General features: G+C 56.8%; 15 protein-coding genes and 2 pseudogenes. 12 read left to right on the top strand and 5 right to left on the bottom strand.

What is annotated here, in order from left to right:
• A partial coding sequence (locus K225_RS0118715; RefSeq protein ID WP_026437767.1) for an ATP-binding protein occupies positions 1–279 on the top strand: 279 nt, incomplete at its 5' end.
• 66 nt (positions 280–345) lie between these two features.
• On the opposite strand, the pseudogene K225_RS21995 reads toward K225_RS0118715, so the two are convergent.
• Positions 346–501, bottom strand: a pseudogene (locus K225_RS21995) (IS5/IS1182 family transposase); the annotation flags it as partial.
• 57 nt (positions 502–558) lie between these two features.
• On the opposite strand from K225_RS21995, the gene K225_RS21250 reads away from it, so the two are divergent.
• From K225_RS21250 to K225_RS0118675, 8 genes are all read left to right on the top strand, one after another.
• Entirely contained in the window at positions 559–1,149 is a 591-nt protein-coding gene (locus K225_RS21250) for an ABC transporter ATP-binding protein (RefSeq protein ID WP_081679742.1), read from the top strand.
• 12 nt (positions 1,150–1,161) lie between these two features.
• Positions 1,162–1,851 (top strand): urea ABC transporter ATP-binding subunit UrtE, encoded by a 690-nt coding sequence (urtE, locus tag K225_RS0118705; protein WP_026437766.1) that lies wholly within the window; start codon positions 1,162–1,164, stop codon positions 1,849–1,851.
• A gap of 26 nt (positions 1,852–1,877) precedes the next feature.
• The gene (locus tag K225_RS0118700) at positions 1,878–2,915 is read left to right on the top strand and encodes an aliphatic amidase (RefSeq protein WP_026437765.1); all 1,038 of its coding nucleotides are present in this window, start codon (positions 1,878–1,880) and stop codon (positions 2,913–2,915) included.
• 140 nt (positions 2,916–3,055) lie between these two features.
• On the top strand, positions 3,056–3,862 hold the full coding sequence (locus tag K225_RS0118695) for a CbbQ/NirQ/NorQ/GpvN family protein (protein WP_026437764.1): 807 nt from the start codon (positions 3,056–3,058) through the stop codon (positions 3,860–3,862).
• Positions 3,859–5,568 (top strand): nitric oxide reductase activation protein NorD, encoded by a 1,710-nt coding sequence (locus tag K225_RS0118690; protein WP_081679740.1) that lies wholly within the window; start codon positions 3,859–3,861, stop codon positions 5,566–5,568. Before K225_RS0118695 ends, K225_RS0118690 begins: the two co-directional genes overlap by 4 nt.
• Before the next feature lie 122 nt (positions 5,569–5,690).
• Entirely contained in the window at positions 5,691–6,854 is a 1,164-nt protein-coding gene (locus tag K225_RS0118685) for a transporter substrate-binding domain-containing protein (RefSeq protein WP_026437762.1), read from the top strand.
• Positions 6,854–7,489 (top strand): ANTAR domain-containing response regulator, encoded by a 636-nt coding sequence (locus K225_RS0118680; RefSeq protein ID WP_026437761.1) that lies wholly within the window; start codon positions 6,854–6,856, stop codon positions 7,487–7,489. The genes K225_RS0118685 and K225_RS0118680 overlap by 1 nt, the downstream gene beginning before the upstream one ends.
• A gap of 287 nt (positions 7,490–7,776) precedes the next feature.
• Entirely contained in the window at positions 7,777–8,400 is a 624-nt protein-coding gene (locus K225_RS0118675) for a hypothetical protein (RefSeq protein WP_026437760.1), read from the top strand.
• A gap of 314 nt (positions 8,401–8,714) precedes the next feature.
• On the opposite strand, the gene K225_RS0118670 is transcribed toward K225_RS0118675, so the two are convergent.
• Positions 8,715–9,350, bottom strand: a complete 636-nt coding sequence (locus K225_RS0118670; protein WP_162143899.1) for a hypothetical protein — start codon at positions 9,348–9,350, stop codon at positions 8,715–8,717.
• Between the two features lie 321 nt (positions 9,351–9,671).
• Here K225_RS0118670 and K225_RS0118665 point away from each other — a divergent pair.
• A pseudogene (locus K225_RS0118665) lies at positions 9,672–9,932 on the top strand (DUF4372 domain-containing protein); the annotation flags it as partial.
• A gap of 843 nt (positions 9,933–10,775) precedes the next feature.
• Positions 10,776–11,408, top strand: coding sequence for a phosphatidylcholine/phosphatidylserine synthase (locus K225_RS0118660; protein ID WP_026437512.1), 633 nt, complete (start codon positions 10,776–10,778; stop codon positions 11,406–11,408).
• Positions 11,409–11,639: 231 nt separating this feature from the next.
• Here K225_RS0118660 and istB read toward each other — a convergent pair whose 3' ends face one another.
• Genes istB through K225_RS22330 form a run of 3 tightly spaced genes read right to left on the bottom strand, consistent with a single transcriptional unit; the run spans position 11,640 to position 14,303 of the window.
• Positions 11,640–12,392 carry an IS21-like element helper ATPase IstB gene (istB, locus tag K225_RS0118655; protein ID WP_026437513.1) on the bottom strand — a complete coding sequence of 251 codons (753 nt, stop codon included), beginning with the start codon at positions 12,390–12,392 and terminating at the stop codon, positions 11,640–11,642.
• Between the two features lie 2 nt (positions 12,393–12,394).
• Positions 12,395–13,927 carry an IS21 family transposase gene (istA, locus tag K225_RS0118650; protein ID WP_026437514.1) on the bottom strand — a complete coding sequence of 511 codons (1,533 nt, stop codon included), beginning with the start codon at positions 13,925–13,927 and terminating at the stop codon, positions 12,395–12,397.
• Between the two features lie 4 nt (positions 13,928–13,931).
• Positions 13,932–14,303, bottom strand: coding sequence for a hypothetical protein (locus tag K225_RS22330; RefSeq protein ID WP_155885301.1), 372 nt, complete (start codon positions 14,301–14,303; stop codon positions 13,932–13,934).
• A 49-nt stretch (positions 14,304–14,352) separates the two neighbouring features.
• On the opposite strand from K225_RS22330, the gene K225_RS0118640 reads away from it, so the two are divergent.
• On the top strand, positions 14,353–15,321 hold the full coding sequence (locus K225_RS0118640) for a hypothetical protein (protein ID WP_026437515.1): 969 nt from the start codon (positions 14,353–14,355) through the stop codon (positions 15,319–15,321).
• Positions 15,322–15,443 lie beyond the last annotated feature (122 nt).

Genomic DNA, 15,443 nt, shown 5'->3' with positions numbered 1-15,443 from the left:
CTCGTCCTCGATGACCTGTTCCTGGCCAGACGCATCAGCGAGCATGCCGCTGAAGTCCTGCAGGCCATCGTGCACCAGCGCTACAAGCTGCGCCGCGCTGTTCTCATCACGTCCAACCGCGTGGTGCAGGACTGGGGCAAATACCTCGGCGACGCCACCATGGCCAGCACCATCCTGGATCGGCTCATGCACCGCTGCGCGATGCTGGAGTTCGAGGGCAAGAGCTTCCGCCTCAAGGAGGCCGCTGCACGCATCGCCGTCACACCCGAGTCGTCATAATCCGACCGTCCTGCCTGGGGGAATTTGGGGTGGCCAAGGGTGGGGGAATTTGACCTGGCCATCGGGGGCCTTGGGGTAGTGCGGCTCTATCACCTGGCACAGGGCGGCCCAAGGCACTATTGTCTCCATGGTCCGCAAGAACTCTTCACGTCGGGTGGGCTTGCGCGACTGCTCGAATCCGTTGTTTTGATCTGCGGCCATTGCCAGGGTCTGCTGCTTCATCTGCGGATAACGTTTGAGAAGCGACAACGGTGGACCTTGATCAGCATTGCCCTAGACATGATCTGTGGAAAAACCAAGCCAACGTCTGGGAGGGTGATTTTCAACGACGTGGACATCACAAGCCTGACAGAGCATCAGATAGTGCGTGCGGGCGTTGGTCGAAAATTTCAAACACCCTCGGTTTACGAAGACCTCACGGTGCTTGAGAACCTCGAAATATCGCTGCCGCATACGCACGGCGTCTTTCAATCACTGACCTTTCGGAGAACGCCCGAGGTTATGGACCGCATCCATGCCATGGCCGAGAAGATCTATCTCATTGAGGCTATTCACAATCGCGCTGGTCAGCTCAGTCATGGACAAAAACAGTGGCTGGAGATCGGGATGTTGCTCATGCAAGATTCTTCACTGCTGCTGCTTGATGAACCCGTGGCGGGCATGAGTCCACGGGAGCGCGAGCAGACAGGTGACTTGCTCAACCTTATCGCCGCCGGCAAATCCGTGATCGTGATTGAACACGATATGGACTTCGTTAAGCGCATCGCCCACAAGGTGACAGTGCTGCATCAGGGACGGCTCTTGAGTGAAGGCAGTGTGAGCGAGGTTAAGCAGGATCCCCGCGTCATCGACGTTTATCTTGGACATTGAGGAGCGAACGTCATGATGGAGATTTCTAAACTCAATGTTGCTTACGGCGAGTCGCACGTAATTCACAACGTGTCGTTCAACGTGGGGCCACGGGAGTCCGTTGCCATTATGGGTCGCAACGGCATGGGGAAGACAACCTTGCTCAAGTCGCTGATCGGGCTGCTGCCGGTGCGTTCGGGTGCGATCCGACTGGGTGGTGCCGATCTAGTCGGGCAGCCCAGCTACCGCCGCGTGCAACGCGGCATGGCCTTTGTGCCGCAAGGTCGCATGGTGTTTCCTTTTCTTTCGGTCGAACAAAACATCCTATGTGGGGCCGAGCACTCAGGGTACCTCCAGGTACCCGATTACATCTACCAATTCTTCCCTGTGCTGAAGGACATGAAATACCGAAAGGGAGGGAATCTCTCGGGCGGTCAGCAGCAAATGCTGGCCATTGCGCGCGCGCTGGTGTCCGACCCGAAAGTTCTCATTCTTGATGAACCTACCGAGGGCATTCAGCCTTCGATCATCAAGGAGATTGCCCAGACTCTTAACGTTCTGCGCCACGAGCGTGGCTTCGCAGTAGTGGTGTCTGAGCAGGTACTCAGTTTTGCCCTGGATCTTGCTGACCGGTTTCTGGTTATCGATCGCGGGCGGATCGTGCACGAAGAAATGCGTGCTGAGCTCAATCAGGAAAAAGTTAAGTCTTTCCTGACCGTTTAACTCCCTAACCCTCCTAGGAGATTTTCATGAGACATGGTGACATTTCCAGCAGCAACGATTGTGTCGGCGTCGCGGTCGTCAACTACAAAATGCCCCGCCTGCACACCACAGCTGAGGTGTTGGCGAATGCGCGTGCCATTGGTGAGATGCTGGTCGGCATGAAGAAGGGTCTGCCCGGCATGGACCTGGTGATCTTTCCTGAGTATTCAACGCACGGGATCATGTACGACTCCAAGGAGATGTACGACACGGCGTCGACTGTTCCTGGTGCGGAGACCGAGATATTTGCTGAAGCTTGTCGCAAGGCTAACGTCTGGGGTGTTTTTTCATTGACGGGAGAGCGCCATGAAGAACACCCCAACAAGGCGCCTTACAACACGCTCATCCTTATGAACAATAAGGGAGAGATTGTTCAGAAGTATCGAAAGATCATGCCATGGGTGCCCATAGAGGGGTGGTATCCCGGAGACTGCACTTATGTGTCTGAGGGACCGAAAGGCATGAAGATGAGCCTGATCATCTGCGACGACGGAAACTACCCAGAGATCTGGCGCGACTGTGCGATGCGGGGCGCTGAATTGATAATCCGTTGCCAGGGCTACATGTATCCCGCCAAGGAACAGCAAATCATGGTTTCCAAGACCATGGCTTTCCTCAACAACACCTACGTCGCGGTGGCGAACGCGGCAGGTTTTGATGGGGTGTACTCGTACTTTGGACACTCTGCGGTGATCGGCTTCGATGGACGTACGCTCGGTGAATGTGGTGAGGAGGAGATGGGCATCCAGTACGCCGAACTCTCCATGAGTCTGATCCGCGACGCGCGCAAAAACGGGCAATCGCAGAACCACCTGTTCAAATTGGTACACCGTGGCTACACGGGGTTGATCAATTCGGGCGATGGCGACAAAGGTGTGGCGGCTTGCCCTTACAACTTCTACGCAAACTGGATAAATGACCCAGAGGGAACGCGTGAAATGGTCGAGTCATTTACCCGGACCACCGTGGGCACAGAGGAATGCCCGATTGAAGGCATCCCCAACGCCGCGACCAAACATCGATAAGGCTACGCTGATTAAGTCCCGAATGTCAAAAATACGCCCTTGAAGATCAATGATTTACGAGGGCGTCTTGCGAAATTCAGGTGCTTACTCAGCATTGCCTTAAGCCCGAGACGCGTTCTTTCCATCCTCAGGATCCCTACATGTCAACAGCACTCGACGATTACCTCATCCGCACCGAACCGTTCTACCAGGCCGCAGGCCCTGAGATCGAGTGTTACGAGCGCGCGTATGCGCATCGGATGCCGTTGATGCTGAAAGGGCCGACCGGCTGCGGGAAGACGCGTTTCGTTGAATACATGGCTTGGAAGCTGCAGCGTCCATTGGTGACGCTGGCCTGCAACGAAGACATGACGGCGTCCGACCTGATAGGACGCTATCTCTTGGATGCCGAAGGTACAGCGTGGCATGACGGCCCCATGACACTTGCGGTGCGCCATGGTGGCATCTGTTATCTGGACGAAGTGGTGGAAGCTCGCCAAGACACCACCGTGGTAATTCATCCGCTCACAGACGCGCGCCGCATTCTCCCGCTGGACAAAAAAGGTGAGGTTGTGAAGGCACACCCGGACTTCCAGTTGGTGGTGTCCTACAACCCGGGTTATCAGAGCATCTCTAAAGACATGAAACCATCAACTCGTCAACGGTTTGCCTCGCTGGAGTTTGACTACCCGCCGCAAGACAAGGAAGTCGGCATCGTGGCACACGAAGCGAAAGTGTCTGAGGTGCTCGCCAGGCAATTGGTCACTATTGCGCATTGCACTCGAGCGCTGAAGCAAAAAGGATTGGACGAAGGAGCCTCCACTCGTATGCTTATCTACGCCGGCATTCTCATCCGGGACGGTATGTCGGAAGCTCAGAGTTGTGAGATGACGATGATCCGTCCTTTGACAGACGATCCCGACATGGCTCTCGCTATCCGGAACTTCGTCACGGCCCAGTTTGGATGAACGTGTTGCCTCACTTACGGTCTGAGCTTTCAGGTGCTGAAGCTTTGTCTGGGCTTTTGCCCGCGTTGGGCTTGTTGGCGCATGGCCTGAGCAACGGGCAGATGGCAGTGGAGGACAACAACGGGATGGGACGTTCACACCGCGCGGTTCTCACTTCCAGCCAGCTCCATCTCACCAGCCGCCAAATGGATGAAAGGCAGGCAGAGCCCGAGTGGTGGTTTGGGTTATATCGCGCGACGATCGCTCATGCCGTGGCGCATCGACGTTTCTCGCGGCCAGCCCTTCCGACGCACACGTTGAAACCATTGGGGCTGGCAGTGGTTTCTGCAGTTGAAGACGCTCGAGTCGAGCACCTGTTGTGGAGCTATCACCCAGGTGTACGCCACTGGTTTCTTGAGCAATTGCCACCGGTGCCCGATCCGAGTGACTTGAGCTTTGAAGCGCTGATTTCCCGCATGGATCGCATCTTGCTGGACCCTGAATACATTGATGACAATTATTGGGTGAACAAGGCAAAACGCCTTTTCGATGAGGCGGCCACAATGCATGGCCTGGAGGCCTATGAGGAATTCCGAGCATTGGCTTCTGTTTTGGCCAATGACTTGGGTCAGATGCGCGTTCGGTTTGACCCTCAGAACTACGTCGTTCCCTCGCCGTTTCGAGACGACAACAGCTACTTGTGGACTTACCCAAAAAACAATCAAGCGCAAGATGAGGCCATCTCTTCGCCGCAGTCATCTGCTCCCAGGTTGGCCACGATCAGTCATAGCGATGAATCCACGCCGCTGCAGGACGATCGAGAGGAACTTGAAATCGGACGGTTTGTTTACCCTGAGTGGCACTACCTGCTAGATCTCTGGCGCCAAAACTGGTGCACGGTGGTTGAAAAGCTGCCAGGAAGATCAGTGGAGGGGCCGTCCCAGGGGAGCATAGATGCATCTCATTCCTTCAAGCCGATGGGCCTTCGCCGTATGCGGCGACTGAGTCGCCGACACCGGCTGCGACGCCAGTGTGAGGGTGACGACATAGATCTGAATGCTGCTATTGAGGTTTTGGTCGATCTCCGCCTGAACCTTCAACCTGAACCGCGTTTATTCATGCGGGAAGGGCGAGAAACTGGAGCTTCCAGCATTCTCGTCTTGCTCGATCTTTCCGAGTCAACCAATGAGCGATCCGGGTCTTCAGGGCAGACGTTTCTGGATATTGAGAAGCAGGCTGCTTTCATGCTTGCGGACGCGACCGCAGGGACCGAAGATCGCATCGCTATTCATGGGTTCAGCTCCAACACGCGGGCGCAGGTTGACTACCACCGGATGCTTGAGTTCGGCATGCTTCTTCAAGGTTCAGCTCGATCCCGCCTAGCATCGGTGCCTGGGCGCCATTCAACTCGGATTGGTGCGGCAATTCGCCATGCCAGCGGGCTGATGCAAGATGAGGCTGGCAACCACCGTGCCATTTTGCTCGTCACCGACGGCGCACCTGCAGACGTAGATGTGTTCGACCCCGAGTACCTTATAGAAGACGCGCGGGTGGCAGTGTTGCAAGCTCGAATTGCTGGAGTGCGGGTTTTTTGTATTGCTGTGGATGCCCATGCCGATCACTATGTGCGACGAATATTCGGCTGGCGGGACTACTGTATCGCCGAAAACGCTTCATCCCTTCCCATGCATTTGCAACGGGCTTATACCAGACTTGTCGGAGGATGAAGCGTCTGCGACATCGGTTGCTGCGTTGCTTGTTTTTCAGATGAGAATTTTTGCAAAAATGCTGAAGAAGCTTTTACCGCGAATGCGGTGCGGGTGCGGCGCGAGCTGCAAAGGGGAGCCAAATGGCTAACAAAGACCCAATCAGGGTCGGCATACTTTTTTCTGAGAGCGGTGCGACTTCTACCATTGGCTTGTCGCAGCTGCAAGGCGCTCTCTTGGCCGTTGACGAAATCAACGACACGGGAGGCATCGATGGCCGGGAACTTCAGCCCGTGCATTACGACCCAGAATCCAACCCTGCTCGCTATGCCGATTTGACCGAACGCCTCATCCACCGCGATGGCGTGAACGTGATTTTTGGCTGCTATATGTCCAGCAGTCGGAAGGCAGTGATCCCAATCATCGAAAAATGGAACAAGTTACTGTTCTACCCTACACTCTACGAAGGCTTCGAGTATTCCGCCAATGTGATATATACCGGAGCTGCTCCCAACCAGAACAGCGTGCAGTTAGCCGAATTCATTACATCGAATTTTGGTGCCCGTGTTTACCTGATCGGATCCGACTACATCTATCCTTATGAATCAAATCGAATCATGGGAGAGTTGGTTCTGCAGCGCCAGGGCAGCGAAAAGCTTGCAGAATGCTACGTACCACTCGACGCCACAGAGCGCGACTTCGCGGATGTCATGTTGGACATCCGCAATAAACGACCAGACTTCATTTTCTCAACTGTCGTAGGCGATTCCACGGCAGCGTTGTACCGAGCTTATGCAGATGCAGGCTTTGATCCGAAGACGATGCCTATTGCCAGTCTGACGACTTCCGAGGCTGAAATCTCGCAGATGGATCGTGGCCTTGCGGCAGGTCACTACACATCGGCTCCGTATTTCCAGTCGATCGACTCAGATGCTAACCGACATTGCCTCGCCAATTTGCGGAGAAGATTTGGTGACTCGTGCGTTCCAAATCTTTGCTGGGAAGCCTCATACTTCCAGATGCATATTTTTGCAAACGCGATGCGCCATGCGGGCAATGACGATATCTTGACGTTGATGCCCTACATCCTGGGCAGTGAGTTTGATGCGCCCCAGGGCCGGGTGAAGATTGATCCAACCAATCACCACACCTGCCTCTACCCGCGCATTGGTCGGGTGAATTCGGATGGCCAGTTCACGATCGTCCGCCAGGCGCGAAGATCGGTGTACCCCGATCCATACCTCGTCACCCACTCACTGGGTGATTGGGCTGCGCGTTTGGATACGCTAGACAAGTTGGAGTGCTAATGCGCGACCAGGGTGAATGCCGCTCTTCGTTGCGGGCGACGCCGCAGCAGCTTAAAGAGTTGCGGGCATTGAACGTCGCAGTGATTCATCCCGACGATTCAGACGGTCGGCAGCTCACACAACAACTGCAGCGCATTGGTTGCAAAGTACAGGCCTTCTGGCCTCCGGTACATTCGATCCCCAAGGACGTCGATGTGACATTTGTCGCTGTACGTCCCGATATCCTGAACCTGAATATGGAGTGGGCGCGATCAGAAGATGCACCCACGGTCATTGCTGTTGTGAACTACGAAAATCCGACCATCGTAGAGGTAGTTCTTGGTTTGGGAGCAAGGGCTGTATTGCCCTCGCCAGTACGCACATTTGGTTTGCTCTCCACGCTGGTGCTGGCGCGAGAGTCGCACAAGGAAAACCGAGGGTTGCTCAGGCGCCTTCGAAAAGTAGAGGCCAAGCTGTTGGGCGTGCGACACATCGCAGAAGCCAAAGTGATATTGATGAAGACCCATCAAGTCTCAGAAGCCGAGGCGTACGACCTCATTCGTGAAAAAGCGATGAGTACGCGATCAACGACGGAGGAGGTTGCTAAGGCAATCTTCGAGGCACATGAGGTTTTGTCGATGGGTGGCAAGCGCTAAACTTGCCAGCATTACGAGCGTATCAGCAGCAAGATCGGATGTCTGCTGTGTTCTTGAGCGTCCGCAGCTCGCTTCAGCCGGCCGCAACCGCCGCACTTCGGTCAGTCGTGGTGGCAATGTCGGTTCTAGGCTGCTTGCGGACACAGGGCCTCCGCCCGCGAATTAGTACTATCGACCAAAACCGACCATTCGACGCGCGATAATATCAATTTAATACTCGACTTTGAGGGCTGTTTCGGATGATTCTAGAAATAGGAATTCGCTGAGCGAGGTACGACAAGGACAAAATGTCTGACGACACAATAGAAAAGCTTGTTCTTTTGCTCTTGGGCTGGTTGCTCGGATTGCTCGCTCCGGTCATCGTTGACAGCATCAAGCGACGACGTGAAAACAAATTAGGCCGAGCAGCAATTCGCGTCGAGTTGATCCAGCTTCGGGAGCGTCTGATCATTGCAGCTCATAGTGCGGACGATCATCTTGGAACACAGACGAAGGAAAAAATTCGCTGGACGTTGGAGCGCTTGCATGCTCGCGAAGATGACAAGATTCGCCCCGCGCTGGAGATGCGCATCAATCAAGCGGACGCGGAGTTCAATGCTCTAGTCGCTTACCTGGCAGGAAAAGGCAATCAGTCAATCAGGTTGCAGAACTATGGCACGCCACTTCTCGATGCGCGGGTCTCGGCTTTGTGGAGCTTCAACACTGAAGCGCAACGTCTACTACTGCAACTCAAGACAGAGATGGGATTTCTTGATGATGCTGTGACTCAATCACGATTCTTTAATGAATTGACCTTCAAGGAGCTACCTTCGTTAAACCATCAAATCGCTGTGCAAAGCGTGAGGGAGTACATCGATACGTACGCTCAGCGAGCGAGAAAGGCGGTTGAATTGATTGACAGGTTTCTATAGCTGGACTCCACTGAGCCGCCAACCCACCTCCTGACGTCGGATCTAAGCCCTGAACAGTCGAGTTTCAGCACATTCATGGCGATGCCGTTCCTTACGGATGCATGCAGGATGCGTATATCAGTGGATTAAATGGGGTTGAGGCCTAGGCCCCGGCCGCTACTACGGTTGGTTTGCAATGCGAGGCTTGTATCTCGATTCGGCCTTCATCTTGCGTATCCGGGTCTTGATTCGTGACTCTGACAAAAAACGACCTCTGGCCGATATCTACGAAGAAGCGCATACCCGAGTAATTCGAATACCACTCGGTTCCAAGCTCATGGTGATATGCCCAGTCGCTGATAAGGCCGTAGTTGAGGGAAGATAGTATGACTTTCTCCTCGCGGGCCCGCCAGCTCCATAATCAGCAGTCCCATTGCAGTGTCTTCTGGGGCGTGACAAATCCTGTCTTCCTCCAAGCTGTCGGACTTAATACTCAGGCTTTGCGGGATGCCGGGAGCGGTGCCACGGCGACCAAGCCAGAGGCTGTCGGTGAGAAGCCACCAGGCCTCTCCTGGGCTTGCCTCCACATTGACAACTGCGCCATTGAGGCTGTCGATCCTGAGGGTGAAAGGCGCCCCAGCGTTAATCATGGGATGCTGTAGGATAGCCCACCGAACATGCTGCGTGCTACCGAGCTTGGCCAAGTGCATCGGACTGGCGAATTTCGCGAATACGCGATCTAGTGCTGCCTTGTTGACGCGAAACACCTGCTCCGCGCGGCGCGTGCTCAACCCAATCTTTGATGCGGCCAGAATTGCACTCGTCGCGGTCGAGTCGTACGGCCGCTTGAACTCGAAGTAAAAGACAACGAGTGAGACGCCCCAGGTGGGGATGGCCAGCACGAGCGCAATGAGACAAAGAATACGAGGGCGAGGTAGGAATTTCATTGGGTTCTGATTAAGGCCGTCCATTCACGACTGTTTCCGCAGAGGCGATTGTCGGGCGCCTTGAGTCGTCCTCCTGTGCATGACCTTCGACCAGATCGCCAGCATCTCGCCGAAACCACTACCTGACTCTCTGGATGCCCCTAAACCTGCCAAGCGCCAACGTCCGTATGTGGCCGATAGTACGCGTTCTACGGCCAAGTCTGGATGACGGCAACCGCTGCAAAACCGTCATCAGGGATCAGTAGTGTCCCAACGTTCTCACGCCAGGGCTTCGTAAGTTAATAATTTGCTTGCAGAATTCGGCACTTCAGTCTGGTCTCGATTTGAAAGTCGAGGGTCAGACTTATGACCTTTTGCGCAACTGCGCGAAAGGCCGGTACGAACCAAGGCAAGCTTGTGTTTTCTCAGCTCATGGCCTATCTGCCCATGAGCACTTTTCGCAGGTGCGTGGCCAAGCATCGTAACGACCACAAGGGCAAAGACTTCTCGTGCCTGGACCAGTTCTTTGCCATGGCGTTTGCGCAACTGACCTACCGGGAGTCCTTGCGCGATATCGAAGTCAATCTGTGGGCACAAGCCAATCGGCTGTACCACATGGGCTTTCGCTGCAGGTGAACGACCTAGCCCAAAAAAGCATGACACCGGCGCTGAGTTGGTCTGATCGCCGGTGGATAAACTCACCGGCTGAATGACCAAAAAGAAGAAGCTTCGCAAACGCCTCAGCAGCCCGGCGATCAGTAGACCCATCAATTTCCTGCGCCGCTCAGGCCTGTGGCTGCTCACCTCAGGCGTTGCGTATTTCGGTCGCTGCTGGACACTCATTTCGGTTTCTCTTGGACAGCGGGAACGGCGGGAGATGGACACCCAGTTCGACACTCGTGGACACGCACAATGTGCTGCCAGTAGGCGTTGACGCTGCGGCGCCCAGTTGCCATGTTGGTTTGCCGGGCAGGTGCGCGGCCGGCTAGACTTCACCAATCGGCCAGAAACAGCCATTCCTTTTTCGGAGGTAAGCGTGATGCAATCGGTATCGCCTGACGTCGAAACTCGGGCGTCGAGGGCGGCCTCGTACCATCCGTTGTGGGCACAAGCAACTGCGCATGCGTACTGTGCGACTGATGTGTCCGTTGAGGCCGTGAACCTCATCGGGCGTATGCGCTCATTGACGGACACAACGCGTGAAGAGCTACTGAAGGCGCTCTTGACCGAAAACTCGGTCTTGGTTGTGAGCTGTTGGACCTCCGAGAAACAGCCAGAACCGCTTGCGGGCGGTGGCAAGCATTATGTGTTCTTGCTACACCCCGATTCCTTTCAAGTTCTGCATGCTGGAATTGGAACCTGGCGGGCTTAGCCAGGAGTCCGCTTCGGGCCCATCAGGGACATTCGAGCTCTTGATGCCAACGTGTCGAAGCTGACGTTCAAACATTGAGCAACTAGGGAGACTCTGCTATGGCGCCCTCAACCCCCACGCCACGCCGCTTCGCGATGATCCGCAGCTTTCATCTTGCCGACTTCATCACACTGGGCAATGCCGCCTGCGGCGTTTTGTCTGTGTTCCTGGCGATGATGTACATGGCCAGCGGCTCGCTTACGCACTTTCTGCTGTCGGCCGCAATGACACCGCTGGCCTTCGTCTTCGACGTCTTCGACGGGAAGGTGGCGCGCTGGCGTCACCAGCATTCGCCGCTGGGCCGGGAGCTCGATTCGCTGGCCGACGTCATCTCCTTCGGCGTCGGCCCGGCAGCGCTGGGCTTTGCCGCGGGGCTGCAGAGCGGTTGGGACATCGTCATCCTGTGCTACTTCGTCTGCTGCGGCGTCAGCCGGTTGGCGCGCTTCAACGTCACGGCCGAACACCTGACCACCGACTCGGGCAAGGTGGCCTACTTTGAAGGCACGCCGATCCCCACCAGCGTGATCCTCACTGCATTGCTGTCATGGGCCGCCTGGCAGGGAGCGCTGGGAGCGCAACTGTGGGGAGGAGTATGGCAACTTGGGCCCTGGCAGTTGCACCCCATGAGCCTGCTGTTCGCGCTGTCGGGCACGGCCATGATCAGCAAGACCGTGCGCATCCCCAAGTTCTGACCAGTTTGCGGCTACATCCAGCACCACGTCGTTGGAGGCGATGCCAGGAAGCTGCCTGCGTAAACGGCAGCAAATGGCCGATTCCTGAAGTCTAGCCTTGGAGCTGGCGATCGGCTACCTATCAATATGGGAACGCCAGCTTGGCTCAGTTTTGCGATGGCTGCAGCCGCTCTGCAGCTGTAGGAACAGGCCGCCCCATTGCAAGGTAACGACCAGGAAAGCGCGACCTTATCAGCCAGGATTCAGAGCAGCTCGCCCTCTGATCTTGCGCATCGATTCGCCCTTCAGCTGGACCCGATGAGCTTGATGCACCACGCGATCAAGAACCGCATCCGCGACGGTTGGATCTGGGAAGAAACCGTGCCAAGTGTCCGCGGGGTACTGACTGGTCAGAAGCAGAGATCCCGTGCGCATGCGCCGGTCGGCAACATCGAGCAAGACCTGCGCTGCGGTTGGGGACATTTCCCCGATTCCAAAGTCATCAAGGATTAGCAGGTTGGGTTTGTAGAGGGCCGTTTTGAGTTTTGGCAGCGAGGCATCGAGCACCGCTTGACCGATGCTGGTGAAGAGGTCGTTGGCCACGTAGAAGGCCACGGTCATGCCCAGCCGACAGGCCTGGTGGCCGAACGCCGACGCTAGCCAGGTTTTACCCACACCCGTGGGCCCGAGGATCATGAGGTTCTGCTTTCGCGCGATCCAGCTGCAATTGGCCAACGTTGACATCAGCGCCTTGTCCAGCCCTCGACTTGCACGCGCGTCATAGTCTTCAAATGCGGCAATTTCCGGAAAGCCGGCCGATTTCACGAGGCGGTTGAGCTTGCGGGAATTCCGGGTGGAGACTTCCGACTCAAGAAGCAAACCGAAGCGATCGTCAAACGCAAGCTGTTGCAGCTTGGCCTGCTCTTGCTGGAGTTCATAGGCTGTCGCCATGGCGTTCAGGCGCAGTTCGCGCAACTTGTTCAAGTTCTGGGTATTGGTGCTCATGTTTAATCTCCGAAGTATTGGGCGCCGCGCAGGTTGTCGTGCTCCATGCGGGGCGGTGGCGTGGCAGGACGGGGCCGCAGGTCCGCCTGGTTGGTCAGGATCGAAGTGATGCTGCGCAGCGAAGTGATGTTCAGCGGGAGTGCGTAGCGGCAGACGGACTCGAAGCGATCCTCGCCATGGTCCCGCGCCAGATCTCGCATGCGTCGGGCAGCGCGCATGCCATTTGCGGGATCGCGCCGCTCGTTGAGGTGGTAGCCGATCATTTCCTGAGCACTGACGCCCACCGCAGTGGCCCATTGCATCAGCGCCTTGGGCTCGCCTTCCAGAACCCGCTGGTGGGCCACAGGCCGGTGTTCAGGAAGCGTGGTGCTGTTGCCCGGCTCAGTGAGCAGCGCGTGCAACGCTACCCGGCGGCCACCTCGAAACACCTCCACCATGGACGCGGTGATGCGCAGATCGACGCGCTCGCCAGCCAGTTGGGAGGGAACTGAGTAAAAGCAGCGCAGGTGCTCTACATGGTGGTCATTGCCCACGCGGACTTGATAGCGCCAGTCGCACAACTCGAAGCGCTTTTGCACAAGCGGCTTGAGCGTAGCGCGTTCATCGCTTTCAAACCTGCTGCGCCGACAGCCTGGCAGTTTCTTGAACGGATGATCGTTGAGCTCGTGGTTCAACCGGCGCAGCTCCTTGTTGAGCTCGTCGATGCTGAAGAACACCCGATCGCGCAGTTTGAACAGTATCCAGCGCTGCGCGATCTGCACGCCCACCTCTGCTTTGGATTTGTCCTTTGGGCGCCTTGGCCTGGCGGGTGCAGGAGCGGTGTCGTAGTGGTGGAGGCAGTCGCGGTAGGTCGGGTTGATAACCAACTCATCGCGGCTGCGGCGCCAGACAGCGGCCTTGAGGTTGTCACTGACCACCCAGCACGGTGCCCCCTCCAAGAACTCAAAGCACTCGACGTGGCACTGCACCCAGTCACCAGTCGTCTGGGTGGGGACGGCGTGCACAAAGGTGTAGTTGGAGTAGCCGAGCACCGCGATGAAGATTTGAGCAAACCGAGAGGGGCCGCCAGCAGGGTCTCGGATCTCCACGGTCCTGCCAGCGAAGTCCACAAACAACTTGTCGCCTGGCCGGTGTACTCGGCGCATGACTACGTGAAGATTCTTTCTCCAGGCCCGGTATCCGACCGCGAACTGGGTGTAGGCCACCCCTTCGGGGCATGTTTCCCTCCACTCGCGCCACAGCTGCTCCATGGTCGCATCGGGGCGTTGCATTTCCGTGTGCACCCACTGCCAGTCGGGCAGAGGTTTCCGCTGCGCAATGGAGCGATCGCGCGTGCCCAGGGTGTCTCGCCACTGATCGTCGTCAAGCGGCTCGATCGCTGACCATTCGTGCCCCTGCTTTCGCAGCATTCGGCGGAAGCTGCCGATCGTGGAAGGCGACATGCCCACGGTGCCGGCGATGGCGCGGTCAGAACTGTTGGGATCGTAGTAATGCAGGCGGGCGATTTCGCGCTGCAGGTGAATTGGAATGCGCATGGACTCACTTCTTGCGCAGCGCGGGAGGACGCGCTGCAAGGACGAGTTTGCCCAGCACGCCCAGCACTTGACGTGCCGAACGCTGCGACCGATACTCCATGCCACGAGATCTTTCCAAATCTTGCTGGCCTCGGCCGGACAAAAAGCCTGAGCTGCAACTCGGGCTTTTTCGTTTCTGGACGTGTAGTTTTTTTGCTCGGTGAGGCTCCTGGTTGCTGTTGATATGACGGCGCGATGCCATCGACATTGCGCGCGTTGTCGATATCCCCGTCCACGTTGCCGAAACAAGTGTCCACGTCGCCGAAAGAAACGTTTGGGCCGTCAAAACGGCAAGCTCGACACTTGGATCGGCACGCCGAATGCGGGGATCGGCCATCGTACGAAAGTCGATCAGGCCAAACTACTGGGCTATCTGGACACTTGAAATGCCGCTGTACCTCGACGACGCAGTGCCGCCACCCATGCCCCGAGCTTTCCTGGACGTTCTGCTCGATGGATACACGTCCTTCGGCGATGAGGCCGTGAACCCAGCCATGGTCATCGGCCTGCTGCGCGAACGCTTGCTGCCGCTCTTGCCGGACGTGCACAAGTCACTATTTGATCTACGGGGGCAGACCAGTTGGGATAGCCTCTGGATCCTCTACGCGAACCTTGCTACCGCCAGTGGTGGCACTGACAAGCAGCTCGGGGCAAGCGCAGCTGTTGTGAGCATCTTCGTGCGGCACACCACTCGACCACCGCGCGAGGTTGAGTTTCCTGCTCACCTGGAATTGGCGTCATTCGCGCGGATGGCTGACGTGCTGGGCCTGCCCAAGGCACATCCACACGTGGGCGCACAAGAAGTCGCTACGCCGCTCTACGCATTCTGTCGGTACTGCTGGCTGCCGCAGCGCTCGCGCGGCGTGTGCGAGAACCATTCCACCAACTCCACGTCTCGGGGCAGGGAAGGTGCTCCACTTTGCGCCGTGGCCACCCACAAACAGGTACAGCGGTTGCGCCTCGCTTTTGAGAATGAACTGAGCCGTCTGGTGAGCGCCGAGGAATGGCAGTTTCACGAGTCCGAGTTCAGCTTGGCGGTCATGGTGCCGCCATCAGGACTTGGCAACTGGTTGAAGGAGCGCCGGCCTGCTCTGTCGCAACAGCTGGATGCTGCTGGTCGCAAGGGTGAAGTCCGAGTGCTGCCCGCTTTGCTACGGGTTCTGTATGGGGACAAAGGGGTAGATGTGGCGCAGGCCATTGGGGGATCAGTGCACCTGCTCACCCCTACCACGGCCAGAGCAGAGGCCTGGCTTTGCGCCTGGGAAGGCAGAGCGAGTTGGGGCGGCCAGCGACGAGGTGTAGGCAAGCCTGCGGCGCCTAGCAGGATCAAGGACACCACTCAGCACAACCATTGAGTAGCCAACAATCCATGGTCCGCTGGGTGTTCTCGAGGGAGGTAAAAGTACCTCACTGACTGCGGTGCCGAACACGGTGTCAACGATGTCGAACTTGATGTCCAAGAAGTCCGAAATACGCA

The sequence above is a fragment of the Acidovorax sp. JHL-9 genome (genome assembly GCF_000426205.1).
Lineage (GTDB): Bacteria > Pseudomonadota > Gammaproteobacteria > Burkholderiales > Burkholderiaceae_C > Acidovorax > Acidovorax soli.
Note: the sequence above shows the minus strand (reverse complement) of the source record. Positions and strands in the feature narration are given on the sequence as shown.